Annotated in this window: 17 protein-coding genes and 1 tRNA gene; 1 reads left to right on the plus strand and 17 read right to left on the minus strand. The window is 72.6% G+C overall.

The window, feature by feature from the left end; genetic code table 11:
- Positions 1-36: 36 nt before the first annotated feature.
- The 11 genes from prmC to AC2TEW_RS12310 all read right to left on the minus strand — a co-directional run bounded on the left by prmC (position 37) and on the right by AC2TEW_RS12310 (position 14,130).
- On the minus strand, positions 37-903 hold the full coding sequence (gene prmC / locus AC2TEW_RS12260; protein WP_033824067.1) for a peptide chain release factor N(5)-glutamine methyltransferase: 867 nt from the start codon (positions 901-903) through the stop codon (positions 37-39).
- A gap of 39 nt (positions 904-942) precedes the next feature.
- Complete coding sequence (gene prfA / locus AC2TEW_RS12265; RefSeq protein WP_484623389.1) at positions 943-2,019, minus strand: peptide chain release factor 1; 1,077 nt, start codon at positions 2,017-2,019, stop codon at positions 943-945.
- Between the two features lie 128 nt (positions 2,020-2,147).
- A complete protein-coding gene (gene rpmE / locus AC2TEW_RS12270; RefSeq protein ID WP_033824065.1) occupies positions 2,148-2,372 on the minus strand; it encodes a 50S ribosomal protein L31 in 225 nt (74 codons plus the stop codon).
- 131 nt (positions 2,373-2,503) lie between these two features.
- The gene (locus tag AC2TEW_RS12275; protein ID WP_484623390.1) at positions 2,504-3,739 is read right to left on the minus strand and encodes an LCP family protein; all 1,236 of its coding nucleotides are present in this window, start codon (positions 3,737-3,739) and stop codon (positions 2,504-2,506) included.
- A 191-nt stretch (positions 3,740-3,930) separates the two neighbouring features.
- The gene (gene rho / locus AC2TEW_RS12280) at positions 3,931-6,012 is read right to left on the minus strand and encodes a transcription termination factor Rho (RefSeq protein ID WP_484623391.1); all 2,082 of its coding nucleotides are present in this window, start codon (positions 6,010-6,012) and stop codon (positions 3,931-3,933) included.
- Between the two features lie 590 nt (positions 6,013-6,602).
- Entirely contained in the window at positions 6,603-7,517 is a 915-nt protein-coding gene (gene thrB / locus AC2TEW_RS12285; protein WP_484623392.1) for a homoserine kinase, read from the minus strand.
- A gap of 349 nt (positions 7,518-7,866) precedes the next feature.
- Positions 7,867-8,958 (minus strand): threonine synthase, encoded by a 1,092-nt coding sequence (gene thrC, locus AC2TEW_RS12290; protein WP_484623393.1) that lies wholly within the window; start codon positions 8,956-8,958, stop codon positions 7,867-7,869.
- 8 nt (positions 8,959-8,966) lie between these two features.
- Positions 8,967-10,259, minus strand: a complete 1,293-nt coding sequence (locus AC2TEW_RS12295) for a homoserine dehydrogenase (RefSeq protein ID WP_033822174.1) — start codon at positions 10,257-10,259, stop codon at positions 8,967-8,969.
- Between the two features lie 129 nt (positions 10,260-10,388).
- On the minus strand, positions 10,389-11,780 hold the full coding sequence (lysA, locus tag AC2TEW_RS12300) for a diaminopimelate decarboxylase (protein WP_484623394.1): 1,392 nt from the start codon (positions 11,778-11,780) through the stop codon (positions 10,389-10,391).
- A 129-nt stretch (positions 11,781-11,909) separates the two neighbouring features.
- Positions 11,910-13,571, minus strand: coding sequence for an arginine--tRNA ligase (argS, locus tag AC2TEW_RS12305; RefSeq protein ID WP_484623395.1), 1,662 nt, complete (start codon positions 13,569-13,571; stop codon positions 11,910-11,912).
- Positions 13,572-13,647: 76 nt separating this feature from the next.
- The gene (locus AC2TEW_RS12310) at positions 13,648-14,130 is read right to left on the minus strand and encodes a response regulator (protein WP_484623396.1); all 483 of its coding nucleotides are present in this window, start codon (positions 14,128-14,130) and stop codon (positions 13,648-13,650) included.
- Positions 14,131-14,298: 168 nt separating this feature from the next.
- On the opposite strand from AC2TEW_RS12310, the gene AC2TEW_RS12315 reads away from it, so the two are divergent.
- Positions 14,299-14,370 (plus strand) — tRNA-Arg (locus tag AC2TEW_RS12315).
- A gap of 94 nt (positions 14,371-14,464) precedes the next feature.
- On the opposite strand, the gene AC2TEW_RS12320 is transcribed toward AC2TEW_RS12315, so the two are convergent.
- From AC2TEW_RS12320 to AC2TEW_RS12345, 6 genes are read right to left on the minus strand one after another with little or no spacing between them, the layout of a single operon-like run.
- Entirely contained in the window at positions 14,465-15,685 is a 1,221-nt protein-coding gene (locus tag AC2TEW_RS12320; RefSeq protein WP_484623397.1) for a tyrosine-type recombinase/integrase, read from the minus strand.
- The gene (locus tag AC2TEW_RS12325; RefSeq protein ID WP_484623398.1) at positions 15,685-15,903 is read right to left on the minus strand and encodes a helix-turn-helix domain-containing protein; all 219 of its coding nucleotides are present in this window, start codon (positions 15,901-15,903) and stop codon (positions 15,685-15,687) included. The genes AC2TEW_RS12320 and AC2TEW_RS12325 overlap by 1 nt, the downstream gene beginning before the upstream one ends.
- Complete coding sequence (locus AC2TEW_RS12330) at positions 15,900-17,507, minus strand: replication initiator (RefSeq protein WP_484623399.1); 1,608 nt, start codon at positions 17,505-17,507, stop codon at positions 15,900-15,902. Before AC2TEW_RS12330 ends, AC2TEW_RS12325 begins: the two co-directional genes overlap by 4 nt.
- Positions 17,504-17,710, minus strand: a complete 207-nt coding sequence (locus tag AC2TEW_RS12335) for a hypothetical protein (RefSeq protein WP_484623400.1) — start codon at positions 17,708-17,710, stop codon at positions 17,504-17,506. The genes AC2TEW_RS12330 and AC2TEW_RS12335 overlap by 4 nt, the downstream gene beginning before the upstream one ends.
- A 27-nt stretch (positions 17,711-17,737) precedes the next feature.
- Positions 17,738-17,932 carry a hypothetical protein gene (locus AC2TEW_RS12340; RefSeq protein ID WP_484623401.1) on the minus strand — a complete coding sequence of 65 codons (195 nt, stop codon included), beginning with the start codon at positions 17,930-17,932 and terminating at the stop codon, positions 17,738-17,740.
- A gap of 14 nt (positions 17,933-17,946) precedes the next feature.
- Positions 17,947-19,506, minus strand: a complete 1,560-nt coding sequence (locus AC2TEW_RS12345; RefSeq protein WP_484623402.1) for an FtsK/SpoIIIE domain-containing protein — start codon at positions 19,504-19,506, stop codon at positions 17,947-17,949.
- Positions 19,507-19,585: the final 79 nt, after the last annotated feature.

Genomic DNA, 19,585 nt, shown 5'->3' on the forward strand with positions numbered 1-19,585 from the left:
CGACGCCCTTCGGGCGGTTGTACTGCGCCGACTTCTTCACAACGACGCCCTTCGGGCTGTTGTGAAGCGCGGCCGGTGGTTCAGGTCGCGGTGGTCGGCGGCGTCGGTCCAGCCGCTCTCCTCCTTGAAGATCCACGGCACCTGCCCGCCCTGGGTGTCGGCGTGCTCGATCACCACCGCGCCGCCCGGCCGCAGCAGCCGGGCCGCGACGCGTTCGATGCCGCGGATGGTGTCCAGGCCGTCCTCGCCGGAGAACAGCGACATCTGCGGGTCGTGGTCGCGGGCCTCGGGTGCCACGTACTCCCACTCGGTGAGCGGGATGTACGGCGGGTTGCTGATCACCAGGTCGAAGCGGCCGTCCCAGGCGCGCTCCGACTCGAAGGCGCGGGTGGCGTCGCCCGCGTGCAGGGTGATCCGGGCCCGGTCCGGGCTGGCCGCGATGTTGCGCCGGGTGTACTGCAGGGCGCCCTCGTCGAGCTCGAAGGCGTGCACGGTGGAGCGCGGCAGTTCCTGGGCCAGCGCCAGCGCGATGGCGCCGGATCCGCTGCACAGGTCGACCACCAGCGGCTCGGCGACGTCCATGTCGCGCACCGCGTCTATCGCCCACTCGACCACGGTCTCGGTCTCCGGCCGGGGCACGAACACCCCGGGGCCGACCTCCAGCTCCAGGTAGCGGAAGAACGCCCGCCCGGTGATGTGCTGCAACGGTTCACGCGCCTCGCGCCGGGACACCGCCTCCCAGTAGCGCGCGTCGAAGTCGCCGTCGGGGACGGTGTGCAGCTGGCTGCGCTTGACGCCGTGGATGTACGCCGCCAGCTCCTCCGCGTCGAAGCGCGGCGACGGCACGCCGGCCGCGGCCAGCCGCTGGGTGGCCTGGGCCACCTCGGCGAGCAGCAGGTTCATCCGTACACACCCCTGGTCTGTGGGCTCGGGCTTCGGTGCTCAGTTCTCCTGCGCGGCAGCCAGTTTGGCCGCCGCGTCGGCGTCCACGCAGGACTGGATGATCGCGTTCAGGTCGCCGTCCAGGACCTGGTCCAGGTTGTACGACTTGAAGCCGGTCCGGTGGTCGGAGATGCGGTTCTCGGGGAAGTTGTAGGTCCGGATCCGCTCCGAGCGGTCCACCGTGCGGACCTGGCTGCGGCGCGCGTCGGAGGCCTCCTGCTCGGCGGCCTCCTGGGCGGCGGCGAGCAGCCGCGAGCGCAGGATGCGCATGGCCTGCTCCCTGTTCTGCAGCTGGCTCTTCTCGTTCTGGCAGGACGCCACGATACCGGTCGGCAGGTGAGTGATCCGGACCGCCGAGTCGGTGGTGTTCACCGACTGGCCGCCGGGGCCGGACGAGCGGTAGACGTCGATCCGCAGGTCGTTGGCGTGGATCTCGACCTCGACCTCCTCGGCCTCGGGGGTGACCAGCACGCCCGCCGCGGAGGTGTGGATGCGGCCCTGCGACTCGGTGGCCGGCACCCGCTGCACGCGGTGCACGCCGCCCTCGTACTTCAGCCGGGCCCAGACGCCCTGGCCGGGCTCGGTGGTGCCGCGGGTCTTCACGGCGACCGAGACGTCCTTGTAGCCGCCGAGGTCGGACTCGTTGGCGTCGATCAGCTCGGTCTTCCAGCCCAGCCGCTCGGCGTAGCGCAGGTACATCCGCAGCAGGTCGCCGGCGAACAGCGCGGACTCCTCGCCGCCCTCGCCGGCCTTGACCTCCAGGATGACGTCCTTGTCGTCATTGGGGTCGCGCGGCACCAGCAGCAGCCGCAGCTCCTCGGTCAGCTCGTCCCGGCGGGCCTCGGAGGACTTCACCTCGGCGATGAAGTCGGGGTCCTCGGCGGCCAGCTCGCGGGCGGCCTCGATGTCCTCGCCGGCCGCGCGCCAGGCACGGTAGGCGGCGGTGATCGGGGTGAGCTCGGCGTAGCGCTTGGCGAGCTTGCGGGCGTTGGCCTGGTCGGCGTGGACCGACGGATCGGCCAGCCGCGTCTCGAGGTCGGCGTGCTCGGTCAGGAGCTCTTCGACTGCCTCGAACATGGGGTGGGCCTACTTCCCGTGAGAGCTGGTGGGGCTGGGTGGCGAGGGGTGCGGGGAGACGCGAACGGCGCCGGCCCCAGCGTCCCCACCGTACGACGGGGACGCCGGAGACCGGCGCCGTGGAAGCGCTAGGCCTGGGGGGCGCTGTGCTTCTTGCCGAAGCGGGCCTCGAAGCGGGCCACGCGGCCACCGGTGTCGAGGATCTTCTGCTTGCCCGTGTAGAACGGGTGGCACTGCGAGCAGACCTCGGCGCGGATCTCGCCGCTGGTCTCGGTCGAGCGGGTGGTGAACTCGGCGCCGCAGGTGCAGGTCACCTTGGTGACCACGTACTCGGGGTGAACGTTGGGCTTCAAGGGGTTCTCCTAGGTTTCGGGAGGGCACCGGGTCGGCAGCGGGAGCTGCACGTGAACCGGGACCGACGGACCAGTGTGCCAGCACTGACCGCATCTTCCCAAACCGGGTACATTTCCCGGTTATTCCGCGGCTACCCGCCGGCCCGCCGCGCCGCGGTGCCCGCCCCCGCCCCCGGGGATCCCGCCGCGGGGGCGGCGGAGGCGCTGGCCGTCGCCCTGGCCGTCGCCCTGGCCGAGGGGCCCGCGGTGGGGCTCTGGGCCGGGTCGGCGGGCTGTCCGGCGGTCACGGCGGCGGGCACCGGCTGGTCGGCCCTGAGCGCGGCCCACAGCTGGTCCGCCAGCGGGCGGGCGGGTACCACGCGGTTGGCGTCCGAGGGTGCGGTGACGACCGGCAGCGTGACCATCGCCATCTGGTCCGGGCCGATCGACTTGAGGGTGTCGGCGAGTCCGACCAGCGAGTTGACCGAGCCCAGGTCGGAGTCGGTGGTGACGCTCTTGGTGAGCTTGTCGGCGGTGGCCCAGAGCTTGGCGGGGTTGGTGGTCAGCCCGACCTTGCCGACCTGGCTCATGATCGACCTGACCATCTGCTGCTGCAGCTCGATCCGGCCGAGGTCGCTGCCGTCGCCCACCCCGTGCCGGGTGCGGACGAAGGCGAGCGCCTGGTCGCCGTCCAGGTGGTGGGTGCCGGCCGGCAGCCTGAGACCGCTGTCCTGGTCGGTTATCGGGACGGCGGTGGTGACGGTGACGCCGCCGATGGTGTCGATCAGCTCGGCGAACCCGGCGAAGTCGATCTGCACGTAGTGGTCCATCCGCAGCCCGGTCAGCTGCTCGGTGGTCTTCACGGCGCAGGCGGGGCCGCCGACCTCGAAGGCGGTGTTGTACATCGCGCTGCGGGCGGCCGGGACGCTCTTGCCGTCCGGCGCGGTACAGGCCGGGCGGGCCACCAGGGTGTCCCTGGGGATGCTCACCACGCTGGCGTGGCTGTGGTCCTGGCTGACGTGCACCACCATCGCGGTGTCGGAGCGGGCCGTGCCGTCGGTGGCGCCGCCGGCCAGGGCCCCGTTGGCGCCGCCGCGCGAGTCCGAACCGAGCACCAGCAGGTTGAACGAGCCGTCGGTGGCGGCCGGCGGCCGGGCCTCGCCCAGCTGGCCGTCGATGTCGACGCTGGTGATGTTGCCGTTGAGCCGCAGGTACGCGTAGCCGGCCGCACCGGCGGTCAGCAGGACCAGGGCGCTCGCCGCGATGATCAGGTTGCGCCTCAGCCGCCGCCGTGGGCGCTTCCCGGCCGCGGGCGTCCCCTCGGGCGGCTCGGCGTCCGGCGCCGCGGCGGGGGGCCGCTGCGGGTCGTCCTCCTGCGCTCCGGCCATCTCGCCTCCCTCGTCACCCGGCGCGACCGTGGCCGCGTGAGCATCGTGCGCCCGACCCTTTCATCCGGTATGACCGTTATTTTGAGGATAAGCGCGCAGCGGGCCGCCAGCCGCCCCACCCCGCTTGACCCCGGACATGACAAGAGCCCCGGACCGCAGCGCGGTCCGGGGCCCTGTCGGCCGATCCTGCGTCAGTCGCCCGAACCGGGGGTGGTCTTGGCGATCTGCATCAGGAACTCGGCGTTGCTCTTGGTCTGCTTCATCTTGTCCAGGAGCAGCTCGATGGCCTGCTGCGAGTCGAGCGCGTGCAGCACCCGGCGGAGCTTCCAGGTGATCGCCAGCTCGTCGTTGCCGAGCAGGATCTCCTCCTTGCGGGTGCTGGACGCGTCGACGTCCACCGCGGGGAAGATCCGCTTGTCGGAGAGCTTGCGGTCGAGCTTGAGCTCCATGTTGCCGGTGCCCTTGAACTCCTCGAAGACGACCTCGTCGGCCCGGGAGCCGGTCTCCACCAGCGCGGTGGCGAGGATGGTCAGCGAGCCGCCGTTCTCGATGTTGCGCGCGGCACCGAAGAACTTCTTCGGCGGGTACAGCGCGGTCGAGTCGACACCACCGGACAGGATGCGGCCGGAGGCCGGCGCCGCCAGGTTGTAGGCGCGGCCCAGGCGGGTGATCGAGTCCAGCAGGATCACCACGTCGTGGCCCAGCTCCACCAGGCGCTTGGCACGCTCGATGGCCAGCTCCGCGACCACGGTGTGGTCCTCGGCCGGGCGGTCGAAGGTCGAGGAGATGACCTCGCCCTTCACCGACCGCTGCATGTCGGTGACCTCTTCCGGACGCTCGTCGACCAGGACGACCATCAGGTGGCACTCGGGGTTGTTGTGGGTGATCGCGTTGGCGATGGCCTGCATGATCATCGTCTTGCCGGTCTTCGGCGGGGCGACGATCAGACCGCGCTGGCCCTTACCGATCGGCGACACGAGGTCGATGATGCGGGTGGTCAGCACGCCCGGGTCGGTCTCCAGGCGCAGCCGCTCCTGCGGGTACAGCGGGGTGAGCTTGCCGAACTCGGGACGGCCGCGGCCGCTGTCCGGGTCCATGCCGTTGACGGAGTCCAGCCGCACCAGGGCGTTGAACTTCTCGCGGCGCTCGCCGTCGCGGGGCTGGCGCACCGCGCCGGTGATGGCGTCTCCCTTGCGCAGGCCGTGCTTGCGCACCTGGGCCAGCGAGACGTAGACGTCGTTGGAGCCCGGCAGGTAGCCCGAGGTCCGCACGAACGCGTAGTTGTCGAGGATGTCCAGGATGCCCGCGACCGGGATCAGGACGTCGTCGTCGCCGACCACCGGCTCCGGGGCACCGGTGCCCTCGAAGCCCTCGCGGCGGCGGCCGCGGCGGTCACGGTAGCGGCCACGGCGGCCGCGGCGGCCGTCGCCGAACTCGTCGTCGTCGTACCCGCCCGCCTGCTGCTGGCCGGCCGGCTGGCCCTGGCGCTGCGGCTGGCCGGCGTCCTGTGCGCCGCCCTGCTGCTGGCCGCCCTGGCGCTCGCCGCGCTCGGGCCGCTCGCGCTCGCGGCGGTTGCGGCGGTCACGGCGCGACTCGCGGGAGTCGCCGTCCTGGGCCTCGCCGCCCTCGGCGCGCTCGGCGCCGCCCTCGCGGCGGTCCCGGCGGTCCCGCCGGTCGCGGCGCTCGGTGCGGGCCTCGCCCTCGAAGCCGCGCTGCTCGGCGGTCCGGGTCTCGGCCTTGGCCTCGGCGACCACGGCGCCGGCCTGCTCGGCGGCGGCCTCGGCGACCGGGGCGCCGGCGGCCGAGGTGGCCCGGCGACGGGTGCGCTCGGTGCGGGCCGGCGCGGCGGTCTCGGCGGCGGCCTGGACCGGGATCTCGATCTGCGGCTGGGCCTCGGCGGCCGCGGCGGCGGCGCGGGTGCGGCGGGCCGGCTTCTCCTCGGCCGGGGCGGCCGGGGCGGCGCTCTCCTCGGCCGCGGGGGCGGCCTTGGCGGCGCGCTTGGCGGCCGGGGCCTGGGCCGGGGCGGCGGCGCCGGCGAGCAGCGGGTCACCGCCGCTCTTGTCCTTGATGGCCTCGATCAGCTGGCTCTTGCGCATGCGTCCGGTACCGCTGATTCCAAGAGTCGAGGCGAGCTTCTGAAGCTCGGCCAGGACCAGGCCGTCCAGGCCCGCGGCAGCGCTACGACGGCGCCGTGCCGGAGCCGCGGGGGCGGCGGCTGCGTCCGACGCGTCGGCGTCCGGGCGCGCGCCCATCAGATCGGTGGTGTCGCTCACTAAGGGTCCTTCCCTGGAGCGGACGTCGGCCTGTCTGGCTCGGCGACCGGTTGTGCTGTCCTGACCAACGTCTGTTCGCGCTGGTCCGAGGCGGGATTCCCCCGAAAGGCTGATCCGATCGGGAGAATTGCGAAGTGCGGTGCACTGTGGTGCGAAGTGGCGCGGATGGCCGGTACTCGTGCCGGCACCGCTGCGCCTGTGAAACCCGGGCCCCCGTCGCGTTCCGGTACCCAGGGCTCCGCCCGTCCGGGCCTCAGTCTGGAGGCTGCGGGTGGGAGTCAGGTGCCGTCACGGCTTCGGGATGCGCCCCAGTCGCGCAGGCAGGCTGCGTACGCGATGTGGTGGACTCCCGGAGAATCGTGGTCCCGCGCTTCCGCAGCTCACCCGGTACGGCTGTCGGGCCGTGCGGGCGGGATGTCGGGATCGGGACGCGTCGCACCGCGCCCCGGAGGGCACCTGGTGCAGCAATGAGGTTAACACTACCGACCCCCTGACACATTCCCCAGCCCCGTCCTCGTCAATCGTGTCCGTCCTGCCAATCCGTGCGCGGACGTTCCCGCTGCTCAGCCCGGCGTGCGCCCCGCGCACCGCTACATGTCGAGGGGCAGGACGCAGGCTCCGGCGCGGTCGAGCTCCAGCCGGTGCGCGGCGAAGCCGGGCGCGAAGGCGAGCACCTTCTCGGCCCCCGCCTCGTCGGTCAGCGCCAGGACGGTCGGGCCGGCCCCGGAGATGACGGCCGGGACGCCCTCGTTGCGCAGGGCGGCCACCAGCGCGGCGCTGTCCGGCATCGCGGAGGCCCGGTAGTCCTGGTGCAGGCGGTCCTCGGTGGCGGTCAGCAGCAGCTCGGGGCGGCGGGTGAGCGCCTCGACCAGCAGCGCGGCGCGGCCCGCGTTGACGGCGGCGTCGGCCAGCGGCACGGTCTTCGGCAGCAGACCGCGCGCGGTCTCGGTGAGCACCTCGGTGGAGGGGACGAAGACGACCGGGACGACCTGCGCGGACGGCTCCAGCACGATGGTCCTGGCGCCGTCGTCGTCGGTCCAGGCGACGGTGAAGTTGCCGCGCAGACAGGCGGCGACGTTGTCGGGGTGGCCCTCGATCTCGGAGGCGAGCGCGAGCAGCGCGTCGTCGTCGAGCAGGCCGGCGCCGCCGATGGTGACGGCGCGCGCGGCGACCAGGCCGGCGCAGATGGCGGCCGAGGAGGAACCGAGGCCGCGGCCGTGCGGTATCCGGTTGGCGCAGACCACTTCGAGGCCGCGCGGCTGGCCGCCGAGGCGGTCGAAGGCGGCACGCATCGAGCGGACCACCAGGTGGCGCTCGTCCCGGGCCAGGTTCTCCGCGCCCTCGCCGGCGATGTCGACGGTCAGCCCGGAGTCGGCGACCCGGACCACCACGTCGTCGTAGAGACCGAGGGCGAGTCCGAAGGCGTCGAAGCCCGGGCCGAGGTTGGCGCTGGTCGCGGGAACCCGGACCCTGACGGCGGCAGCGCGGAACGCGGGACCGGCCATGTGGTTGGTGTCTCCTGGGGAGTGGGACGGCCCGGTTGCGTACGGGCCAGTGGTACGGCGGCGGGGGCCCGGCCGGAAGGCTCCGGCGGAGCGGGCGACCGCAGGCCGAAGGCGCGGCCCGCCGGGAACCAGACTATCGAAGACAGGTTCCACAGCGGTACACCCCGCTCCCGTTCGATCCGCCGTGTTGCCGGTTGTGGCCGGAAACCGTGCGGAAAACGGCATGGAAAAAGACAGCGAACCGACACCGGACGTGTCATCCGGACAAGGCCGGTGGGCCGCCCCCGGGCGGGGACGGCCCACCGTTGACGCCCGGTCAGCACGGCCGGGCAGCGGGGGCTCCGGCCGGTCAGTCCAGCAGGCCCAGGCGCAGCGCCGCCGCCTCCGGGTCGATCGGGACGATCTGCGGCTGCGGGGCGCCGGCCACCGCCCAGTCCGGGTCCTTCAGGCCGTTGCCGGTGACGGTGCAGACGATCCGCTGGCCCGGGTCGACCAGGCCGGCCTCGGCCTTGGCCAGCAGGCCGGCCACCGAGGCGGCCGAGGCGGGCTCCACGAAGACACCCTCCTGCGACGCCAACAGCCGGTAGGCGGACAGGATCTGACGGTCGGTCACCTTGTCGATGAGGCCGCCCGACTCGTCCCGCGCGGCGAGCGCGAAGTCCCAGGAGGCGGGGTTGCCGATCCGGATCGCGGTGGCGATGGTCTGCGGCTTGAGCACCGGGGCGCCGTCGACGATCGGCGCCGAGCCGGAGGCCTGGAAGCCCCACATCCGCGGGGTGCGGGCGGCCAGGCCGTCCGCGGCGTACTCGCGGTAGCCCTTCCAGTAGGCGGTGATGTTGCCCGCGTTGCCGACCGGCAGGACGTGGATGTCGGGGGCGTCGCCGAGCATGTCGACGATCTCGAAGGCGGCGGTCTTCTGGCCCTCGATCCGGACCGGGTTCACCGAGTTCACCAGCGCGACCGGGTACTTCTCGGACAGCTCACGCGCGAGGGTGAGGCAGTCGTCGAAGTTCCCGTCCACCTGGAGGATCTTCGCGCCGTGCACCAGCGCCTGGCCCATCTTGCCGAGCGCGATCTTGCCCTGCGGCACCAGCACGGCGGAGACCATCCCGGCCCGCACCGCGTACGCCGCGGCCGAGGCGGAGGTGTTGCCGGTGGAGGCGCAGATGACGGCCTGGGCGCCGTCCTCCTTGGCCTTGGAGATGGCCATCGTCATGCCGCGGTCCTTGAAGGACCCGGTCGGGTTGGCGCCCTCGACCTTGAGGTAGACCTCGCAGCCGGTGCGCTCGGAGAGCACCTGGGCGGGGACGAGCGGCGTACCGCCCTCCAGCAGGGTGACCACGGGGGTGTCGGCGCTGACCGGCAGCCGGTCGCGGTACTCCTCGATGAGGCCGCGCCACTGGTGGGTGTGGCCACTGGCTCTGTCGATGACGGCGTTCATGGCTGTTCCTACTCCCCTTCGACCCGCATGATGCTGGCCACGTCGCGCACGCTGTCCAGCGCGCGCAGCTTGTCGACCGTCGCCGACAGCGCGGCGTCGGTGGCGCGGTGGGTGACCACCACGAGCGAGGCGTCGCCGTCCCGGCCCTGCTGGCGCACGGTGTCGATGGACACCCCGTGCTCGGCGAAGGTGGAGGCGACCTGGGCGAGCACGCCCGCCCGGTCGTCCACGTCGAGGCTGACGTGGTAGCGGGTGACGACCTCGTCCATCGGCTTGGCGGGCAGCCGGGTGTACACCGAGTCGCCGGGGCCGGTGGCGCCGTTCAGCCGGTTGCGGCAGACCGCGACCAGGTCGCCGAGGACCGCGGAGGCGGTCGGTGCGCCGCCGGCGCCCGGGCCGTAGAACATCAGCCGGCCGGCCGCCTCGGCCTCCACGAAGACCGCGTTGTACGCCTCGCGGACCGAGGCCAGCGGGTGGCTGAGCGGGATCATCGCGGGGTGCACCCGGGCGGTGACGGAGCCGCCGTCGGCGGCCCGCTCGCAGATCGCGAGGAGTTTGACCACGCAGCCCATCTGCTTGGCGGAGGCGATGTCCGCGGCGGTGACCTCGGTCAGGCCCTCGCGGTACACGTCCGCGGCGGTGACCTTGGTGTGGAAGGCGATGCCGGCCAGGATCGCGGCCTTGGCGGCGGCGTCGAAACCCTCCACGTCGGCGGTCGGGTCGGCCTCGGCGTATCCCAGCGCGGTGGCCTCCTCCAGCGCCTCGGAGTACCCGGCGCCGGTGGTGTCCATCTTGTCGAGGATGAAGTTGGTGGTGCCGTTGACGATGCCCAGCACCCGGTTGACCTTGTCGCCGGCCAGCGACTCGCGCAGCGGGCGGATCAGCGGGATCGCGCCGGCCACCGCGGCCTCGTAGTACAGGTCGACCCCGGCCCTGGCGGCCGCCTCGTGCAGTTCGGCGCCGTCCTGGGCGAGCAGCGCCTTGTTGGCGGAGACCACCGAGGCGCCCTTGCCGATGGCCGCGAGGATGAGGTGCTTGGACGGTTCGATGCCGCCCACCACCTCGATCACCACGTCGATGTCGCCCCGGGTGACCAGGGCCTCGGCATCGGTGGTGAGCAGGTGCTCGGGGACGCCCGGGCGGGCCCGGCCGGTCCGGCGGACGGCGATGCCCACGAGCTCCACGGGCGCGCCGATCCGCGCGGCGAGGTCGTCGGCCGTCGTCGTCATGATGCGCGCCACCTCGGAGCCCACCACACCACAGCCCAGCAACGCCACCTTCAGCGGGCGCGTACGCATCATCCGACTCCGCTCTGCATTCTCGGTCTCCGACGGCGTTCGGTCGACGTCCGTCGGTCTTGGGTCACTACCAGTCTCGGGGACTTTCCGCACAGATCTACGGTCGTTCCATGATCTGAGACAAGGATTTCGTCATCCGATATCCAGGCGCAGCAGATCCTCTTCCGTCTCGCGCCGGACGATCACCCGGGCCCGGCCGTCCAGGACGGCCACCACGGGAGGCTTCAGGGCGTGGTTGTAATTGCTCGCCATCGAGCGGCAGTACGCGCCGGTGGCCGGGACCGCCAGCAGGTCGCCGGGGGCCAGGTCGGACGGCAGGAAGGCGTCCTTGACCACGATGTCGCCGGACTCGCAGTGCTTGCCCACCACGCGGGACAGCATCGGGCCGGCGTCGCTGGTGCGGGAGGCCAGCGCGACCGAGTACTCGGCGTCGTAGAGGGCGGTGCGGATGTTGTCCGACATCCCGCCGTCCACGCTGACGTAGGTGCGCAGGCCCGCCAGCGGCTTCACGGTGCCCACCTCGTACAGGGTGAAGGCGGTCGGGCCGACGATCGCCCGGCCGGGCTCCACCGACAGCCGCGGCACGGCCAGCCGGGCGCCCTCGCACTCGCGGCCGACGATGGCGCGCAGCGCGGCGGCGATCGCGGCCGGCTCGCTCGGGTCGTCGTCGCTGGTGTAGGCGATGCCGAGGCCGCCGCCGAGGTCGATCTCGGGGAGTTCGACGCCGTGCTCGTCGCGGACCGCGGCGAGCAGGCCGACCACCCGGTGCGCGGCGACCTCGAAGCCGGCGGTGTCGAAGATCTGCGAGCCGATGTGCGAGTGGATGCCGCGCAGTTCCAGCGCGGGGTGGGCGAGCACCCGGCGGACGGCCTCCAGGGCGGCGCCGCCGGCCAGTGACAGGCCGAACTTCTGGTCCTCGTGGGCGGTCGCGATGAACTCGTGGGTGTGCGCCTCGACGCCGACGGTGACCCGGATCAGCACCGGCTGCCGGACGCCTTGGCGCTCGGCGGCGGCGGCCAGCAGCTCGATCTCCTGGTACGAGTCCAGGACGACGTGTCCGACCCCGGCCTTGACCGCCTGGTCCAGTTCGGCGGCCGACTTGTTGTTGCCGTGCAGCGCGATCCGCTCCCCGGGCATCCCGGCCGCCAGCGCCACCGCGAGCTCGCCGGAACTGCAGACGTCCAGGCGCAGCCCCTCCTCGTGCAGCCAGCGGACCACCGCCTTGGACAGGAACGCCTTGCCCGCGTAGTACACGTCGGCGTCCTCGCCGAAGGCGTCCCGCCAGGCGCGGGCGCGGGCCCGGAAGTCCGCCTCGTCCAGGATGTACGCCGGGGTGCCGAACTCGGCGGCGAGCGCGCGCACGTCCAGGCCGCCGACGGTGACCGCGCCGCGGGCGTCGCGGGCGACGGTGGCGGACCAGACCTTGGGGTCGAGCGCGTTGAGGTCGCTCGGCGGGGCCTGGTAGTGGCCCTCGGTCAGCACATCGCCGTGGCGGGGGCCTGCGGGGTGGGCGGAGCGGCTCATCTGGGGCCTCTTCCTGCGCTGTGCCGGGGTCGGGTGGGGCGGGGGGTTGCTTCGGGGCCTTGCGCGAAGGGGCGGCGACCGTCCTGACGGACCGTCACCGCCCCCGTTGGCGCCGGGAGTTGCTGCCCGCTACATCCGCTCGGGGGCGGATACGCCGAGCAGCGTGAGGCCGTTGGCGATGACCGTGCGCGTCGCGTCGGCCAGCCAGAGGCGGGCGTGCGTGAGGTCGGTGACCTCCTCGTCGCCCTTCGGCAGGATCTGGCAGTGGTCGTAGAACCGGTGGTACTTGGCCGCCAGTTTCTCCAGGTACGTCGCCACCCGGTGCGGCTCCCGCAGCTCGCCGGCCGAGGCCAGTACGCGCGGGAACTCGCCGAGGTGGCCGAGCAGGTCGGACTCCCACTCGGTGGCGAGCAGCTCGGGCTTGAAGTCCTCGGCGGCGCACCTGGCGATGCCGAGCTCGTTCGCCTTGCGCTGGACGCCGCACATCCGGGTGTGCGCGTACTGGACGTAGAAGACCGGGTTCTCGTTGGTCTGGCTGGTCAGCACGTTGATGTCGAGCGTGATGGTGGAGTCCGTGGAGGACCGCGCCAGGGTGTACCGGGCGGCGTCGACGCCGATCCAGTCGACCACGTCGTCGATGGTGATGATGTTGCCGGCCCGCTTCGACATCCGGACCTCTTCGCCGTCCCGGATCATCTTCACGAACTGGCCGATCTTCACCTCGATGTTCCGGTTCATGTCGTCGCCCGCGCAGGCGGCGATGGCCTTGAGCCGGTTGACGTAGCCGTGGTGGTCGGCGCCGAGCATGTAGACCGAGACCTCGCTGCCGCGGTCCCGCTTGCTCAGGTAGTAGGCGGCGTCGGCGGCGAAGTAGGTGGTCTCGCCGTCGGCCTTGATCAGGACCCGGTCCTTGTCGTCGCCGAAGTCGGTGGTGCGCAGCCAGATCGCGCCGTCCCGGTCGAAGACGTGGCCCTGCTCGCGCAGCCGCTCGATCGCCTGCTCGACGGCGCCCGAGTCGTGCAGCGTCTTCTCCGAGAACCACACGTCGAAGTGGGTGCCGAACTCGTCCATCGAGCGCTTGATCTCGGCGACCATGAGCTCCAGGCCCTTGGTCCGGAAGACCTGCAGCTGCTCGTCCTCGGGCAGGTCGAGCACGCCGGGGACGCCGTCCACGATGGCCTTGGCGATGTCGACGATGTACTCGCCGACGTAGCCGTCCTCCGGGACCGGCCGGCCGTTGGCGGCGGCCTGCAGCGAGATGGCGAACTTGCCGATCTGCACGCCGGCGTCGTTCAGGTAGTACTCGGTGGTGACGTCGGCGCCGGTGGCCCGCAGCACCCGGGCCAGCGAGTCGCCGACGGCCGCCCAGCGGACGCCGCCGATGTGAATCGGGCCGGTCGGGTTGGCCGACACGAACTCCAGGTTGATCTTCAGACCCTTGAGCGCCTCGTTGCGGCCGTACGCCTCGCCGGCCTCGACGATGGTGCGGGCCAGCTCGCCCTGGGTCGCGGCGTCCAGGGTGATGTTCATGAAGCCGGGCCCGGCGATGTCGACCTTGGCGACCCCGGGCAGGTCTCGCAGGCGCGCGGCGACCAGTTCGGCGACGGCTCGCGGCGGCCGGCCGGCCGGCTTCGCGAGCTGGAGGGCCACGTTGGTGGCGTAGTCGCCGTGGTCCCTGTTCTTGGGTCGCTCGACCGTCACGTGCTCGGGCACGGCGACGGTCAGGTCGCCCGCCTCAACGACGGCGCTCACTGCGGCCAGGACTGCCTGGGAAAGCTCTGCGGGTGTCACGACGCCAAGGGTAGGCGAGAGAGGGGAGGGGCCCGCCACCCGGTTTGCCCGCTGAGACGTCGGAGATCGTCGGGGATCAGGGGTAACTCGTACCCGGCGAGCCGTGTTCGCCGAGAGCGGAATCGGTCCGGGTGGGCGTGCCGACACCGAATCCGTACGCGAAACCGCCGGCCCGGCCGGCCGCGCCGAGCGCGCGCAGCCGGTGCACCAGTTCCAGCAGGTCCGCCGGGTCGAACGGCTTGGCCAGGTAGCCGTCCACCCCGACCGCCTCGCCGCGGCGCAGGTCGGCCGGGGTGCAGGCACTGACTATGGCGATCGGCAGCCGGGCGGTCTCGGGCGCGGCCCGCAGCCGGGCCGCGGTCCGCAGTCCGTCGAGCCGGGGCATCACCACGTCGAGGGTCACCACGTCCGGCGCCACCCGGCGGACGACCTCCAGGCACTCGGCGCCGTCGGCGGCCGTCACCACCTCGAAGCCGTCCAGCTCCAGGTTGACTCTGATCAGTTGGCGGATCACCTCGCTGTCATCCACCACGAGGACCCGCCCGGACGTTCCCGGCACATCACCGAGGGTAGCCGCGCCTCCACCCCCCCGTCCGGGCTTTGCCGAGAGCCGCCGCGCGGGGGCGTCCCGGGCCTGCCGCCGACCCGCTGCGGAAACCCGTGCACGGACCACGCTGCGGGCCTGGTAATGTTCTCCACGTCGCAAGAACACCGCGGCACACAGCAGGCCCCCGTAGCTCAGGGGATAGAGCACCGCCCTCCGGAGGCGGGTGCGCAGGTTCGAATCCTGCCGGGGGCACTTCGCAAGAAGTGCAACAAAGGCCCAGGTCAGCGGAGTCAATCCGCCAACCTGGGCCTTCGTCATGTGCGGTGCCGGGAACGGCCCGTGCCAGTTACGCGCCAGAAGGTTCCTGATCCTCAGCGGCCACCGGCGGGGGCTCGGGCTTTCTGGCGCGCTTCCGCCCCTTCCCCTGAGCCTTCCGGATCGCCGACTCCATGCCGCCGGCGATGAGCCGGTCCCGTTCCCCGCGCATGTGCTGGTACCTGAGCGCCGCGTCCATGGTCGAGTGGCCCATACGGTGCATCAGTTCCCGCGTGCTGGCGCCCGTGTCGGCCGCCAGGGTGTTCCCGGTGTGGCGAAGATCATGGAATCGGATGCTGTCGGCCCCGGACTCCGCCTTCGCCCGGCTCCAGTCGATCCCCGACCGGCCGAGCGCCGTTGTCCACACGTTGTGGAAATTACTTCGCCTCAGCTTCCCACCCCGGGGGCCGACGAAGACCAGGCCGGAAGGACCGTCCTCGCCGAACCAGCGCAGGTGCTCGGCCAGCTCGGCCGCGACGGAGCCGGGGAAGGCCACCGGGCGCACACCGGCCTCGCTCTTGGGCTTCTTGATCTTGAGAGTCCCGGTCTGGAGTTCGGCCTGAGCCCGGCGGACCCGCACGATGCCCTTCTCCAGGTCGATGTCACGCCGCTGGAGAGCAGCGAACTCACCGAACCGGAGCGTCGAGAAGGCCGCCATCAGCACCAGGGCCCGGTACCGCGGGTCGATCGCCTCGGCGACCGCGTAGACCTCCTGCACGGTGAGCACAGGGCGCTCCGCCGAGTCCTCGTCCGCCGCCCCCTTGATCCGGCAGGGATTCCGGGTGATCAGGCCGTCGTCCACGGCCGTGTAGAGGATCGCCCGGAGAACCCGGTACGACTTCGCCACCGTCGCCGAGCCCACCTCACCGTCCACCAGGCCGGTCCGCCACGACCGCACCCGCGCGGGGGTGATCGCCGCTACCGGCCCGGAGCCGAACGCGGGCTTGATGTAGAGCCGTAGGACTCCCTCGTAGCGCTCCAGGGTCCGGTCAGCCAGGCCCCGTTCCTTGAGCCAGGCATCGGCGAACTCGCCGAAGTTGACCTGCCCGGCGTCCGGGTCGACCCACTTGCCCCGTTTGATGTCGGCTTCGAGGAGCGTCAACGCCACCTCGGCGTCGGTCTTGGTCGGGTAGGTCTCCTCGCCGGGGCGGAGGAGTCCGGTCTCCGGGTCCGGGTACCGGATCTGCCACCGGCCGGAGCGGAGCTGCCGGACCGAACCGAAGCGGCGGCGGTTGCCCTTGCTGTTGGCCATCAGGCGGCCCTCCGGAGGTGGCCGCGGCGGATGGTGACCGGCTGGACCGTTCGGGCCGCGATGAACTCGGCGAGGACGGAGGCCCGGATCCGGATGTGGCGCCCGACCTTGACGAAGGCGATGCGGCGCTCGGCGACGAGCCGGCGGGGGAACCGCTCGGTGGTGCCGAGGAGGTCGGCGACCTGGGCGATGGTGAGGAGCGGGTCGGGCGGGGTCATGCTGCCTTCCTTTCGGGTGTGGTGATCGTTCCGGGCGTGCCCTCGGCGTTGGCGAGGGCTTGGTCGAGGGCTTGGCGCCAGCGGACGCGTTCGGCGACGGCGCGGAGGAGGCGGGTGGCGAGGGGTGTGGCGTCGGGGTCGCCGGGGCGGACGAGGGCCCAGAGGTAGCGGGTGGGGTCGGGGCGGGTGGTGGTGTCGCCCAGGACGTCGAGGACCCAGGCGCGGCGTTCGGCGCGGTGGTCGGTGAGGGTCTTGCCGGACCACTTGCGGGAGACGAGGACGCGGCGGCCGCCGTAGCCGAGGTGTTCGCGCTTGTGGGCGCGGGCGCGGCAGTTGCCGGCGTGGAGTCCGGGGTGGGCGCCGCGTGGCTGGATGCCGTAGAGGAGCCAGTTGGCGCAGGTCGGCGAGCAGGGTTCCCAGCGGAGTTCGGCGGCGAGGCGGTCGATGTGGTCGGCCTCGGTGGCGGTGGTGGCGCTGTGGCACTCGGCGACGGACTTGGTCAGGTACTTGGTGAGGTAGCGGATGCAGCGGCCGGCCTGGTCGGAGCCGACGAGGACGCCTTGGGCGTCGAGTTGGGGGCCGAAGCGGACGACGTGCAGCGGTTCGGCGTCCTGGTCCTGGTCGAGGTCGTCGAGGGCTTCCTCCCAGGTCGGGAGCGGTGTGCCGGTGGCCGGGTCGTTGAAGGCGCCGAGGTCCGGTGCCCACCTGGGGGCGCGGTCGGGGGTGTAGCGGGGCAGGTCGGCGGTCGGCCACCAGACCTGGTGGTAGGTGGCGGCGACGACCTGCCGCAGTTCGGTGCGCGAGATGGTGCCGCGCAGGGCGAGGTGCAGGTGCGGGGCGAGGCGGCGTTGCGGTTCGACGACGGCGAAGTACTGGACGTCGAAGCCGACGAAGCGGCGGAGGTTCTGGACGAACCGGTCGATCAGCTTGGGGAAGTGGAGCGCGTCCCGGGCGGAGCGGCGGTAGTCGTAGCTCGCCGGGTCGACCGGGGTGCCGTCGGCGCGGACCTTGCCGTACGAGGGCAGGGTGAGGGTGAGGAAGAGGGAGGGCCGGAAGGTCTTGCCGTCCGGGGTGGCGTAGGCCTTGCCGAGGGTGCGGGCCTCGACCGGGCGGCGCGGGAGGTCGGGGGTGTCCTGGCGGCGGCGGGTGGAGCGCACGCGCCGGGCGACGGTGGCCGGTTCGAGGGTGCCGCGGACGCCGGAGTCGGCGAGCTGTTCGTCGACCTCGGCGAGGACCGCGGCTAGGCCCTCGGTGTCCGGGTCGCCGGCCTCGGTGTGGGCCTTGGTCAGGTCGGCCCGGAGTTCGGTGAGGAAGAGCTGTTCGTCTGTGGCCGGGTCGGCGTCGAGGGCCGGTTCCTCGGTGAGGTGCCAGCCCTCGCGGCACTGGACGGCGCGCAGGCGGCGCTTGCGTTCGGCGCAGGTCGGGCACTGGCTGGCGCGGGTGGAGCCGCAGGGGATGTCGACGATCTCGGTCTGGCCGGTGAGGACGTCGGTGCGGCGGACGGCCACCGGGCGGACGCAGACGCCGTGTTCCTCGGCGACGGTGCGGAGCACGTCCCGGGCCAGTGGCATCCTGGCCCGTTCGGCGCGGGTGGTGCCGGTCATCGGGGCGCGTCCGAGTAGCAGAAGGCGTACAGGGCTTCCATGAGGCGGACGAGGTCGCGTCCGGCGCTGATCGGCGGGAATCCGGCGTCCTCGATCAGGCGGGCGACGTCGAAGATCAGGCGGCGGGTGAAGCGCGGGTCCTCGCCGGCCTCCGGCTCGGGGACGGGGTAGTTGGCCGCGCTGGGGAGGCCGTCGTCGGTCATGGCGGGTACCTCCGGTCGTGGGGTGGTTCAGGGGTGGACGGCGGCGAAGGACTTGGCCAGCCAGGCGAGCAGGGAGCGGATCAGGGCGGCGGCGCCGGTGTCGGCGAGGAGGAAGCCGAAGGCGCCGCAGAGGAGCAGGTCGGTGGCCTTGAGGGCCTTGTGCCGGAGCAGGACGGCGATCAGGGCGCCGAGGAGCAGGACGAGGGAGCCGGAGAGGATCACGGCCGGTCACCACCTTACGGAATGCTGTCGAGGGGGCTAGACACTGCGTAAATTGAGCGATCGGGGTCGTACTGCGCGACGAGCGCGCTGATCTCGGAGTCGGGAACATAGGCGGCGCGGACGCGGACCGGTTCCGGGTTGCCCTCGTTGCGGACGTAGCCGACGCCGGCCCCGGTGTGCGGGTCGGGCGAGATCAGGTCCGCGTACGCGCCGCGCTCACGGGCGCCGGAGCCGAGGACCATGTCGACCTGCGCTGCTTCGTCCATCCGCAGGGCGACGCGGTCGGGGAAGAGGTTGCGCAGGTTCATCACCTCCTTGCGCGGGTCCTGGAGGGCGCCGACGAGGCAGAAGCCGACCGAGCGGCCCTGGCTGGTCAGGGTGGCGATGGCCGCCTCGGCGCGACGCCGGAGGTCCCGGTCGGACTGATAGGCGGTGAGGAAGGCGAGTTCGTCGACCAGGAGCACGACGAACGGTGAGTCCGGGGTCGGGATGTGCGAGCGGACGAGGCCGGCGAAGGACCGGGCCCGTTCCTGCATCCGCTCGACGGCGTCCTCCAGGAGGTCGACCATGCGTTCCGGGTCGCAGGCGTACTTGGCGAAGAGGCCGACCCCGAAGGACAGTTCCATCCGCTTGGGGTCCAGCGCCCAGATCTGCACCAGCCCGGCCGCGACGGCGGGCAGCAGCCCCCGGACGACACCCCACAGGATCGAGCCCTTGCCGGCACCGGTGACCCCGGCCACCAGGACGTGCGTACCGTGCAGCCGTAACCGCCACGGGGAGCCGTCCTCGCGGGTGCCGATCTCTACCGACGCCCACCCGGCCGCCGCGCCCACCGGTTCGGACGGAGCGCCACCTCCTCCGCCAACTCGGCCACCAGGAGCGCCGCTTGCCGCGAGAGCCGAAGGGCGGCGACCAGGACCCGGAAGCTCCAGCGCCGAAGCTGCCCAGGCCGACGCGGCAGCCGTGCGAGTCCGGCGAGCAAGCGTCCGGAGGTGAAATCGGGCCCGGCGGGCGAGCGTCGCGAGCCGGTCCCACCAGGCGCGTAGCCGCTTCGCGAGGGGCGGACGGGTGAGGGTCGGTGCGGCGCGGCCGGTGGTGAAGGGTTCGGCGAGCGGGTCGACCGTCCAGGCCCGCAGCACCACGACACCGCGGCGCGGACTGGTGACCTCGACCCGGTGGACGCGCCAGGCGTGGGCGATGCCCTGCGCGTGCTGCGCGACCTGGTCCGGCACTTGGCCGGGCAGCAGGCCGATCAGGACGTCCAGCCCGCCCGGGTGGCGGCGGATGCGCGCTATCCGCGGCCAGACGTACTCGTACGGGGCGTCGAAGCGCGGCAGGGGCGCCTGCTGCCACAGCCCGAGGGCGTAGCTCAAGTCCGGCCAGCCACACCGGATCCGCGAGCGCAGCGACTTCGCCCGGTACACCAGCGCGGCGACCGGGCCGGCCACGCAGAGGGTTAGGACCAGGGCACCGCCGAGGGGGCCCAGGTGGGCGAGGGCGGTCGAGTAGGCGAGCCAGGCGGCGGCCAGCAGCAGGACGGCGGTCTTGAAGCGAGGGTGGATCGGCTTGGACATGGGGGTGGTTCACCTCTTTCTCGTTGCGGAGGGGGTGGGCACCGGCCCGGCGTACGGCCGTAGTGGCGGTCGGACGCCG

The sequence above is a fragment of the Kitasatospora sp. NEAU-CNBT7 genome (assembly GCF_057220535.1).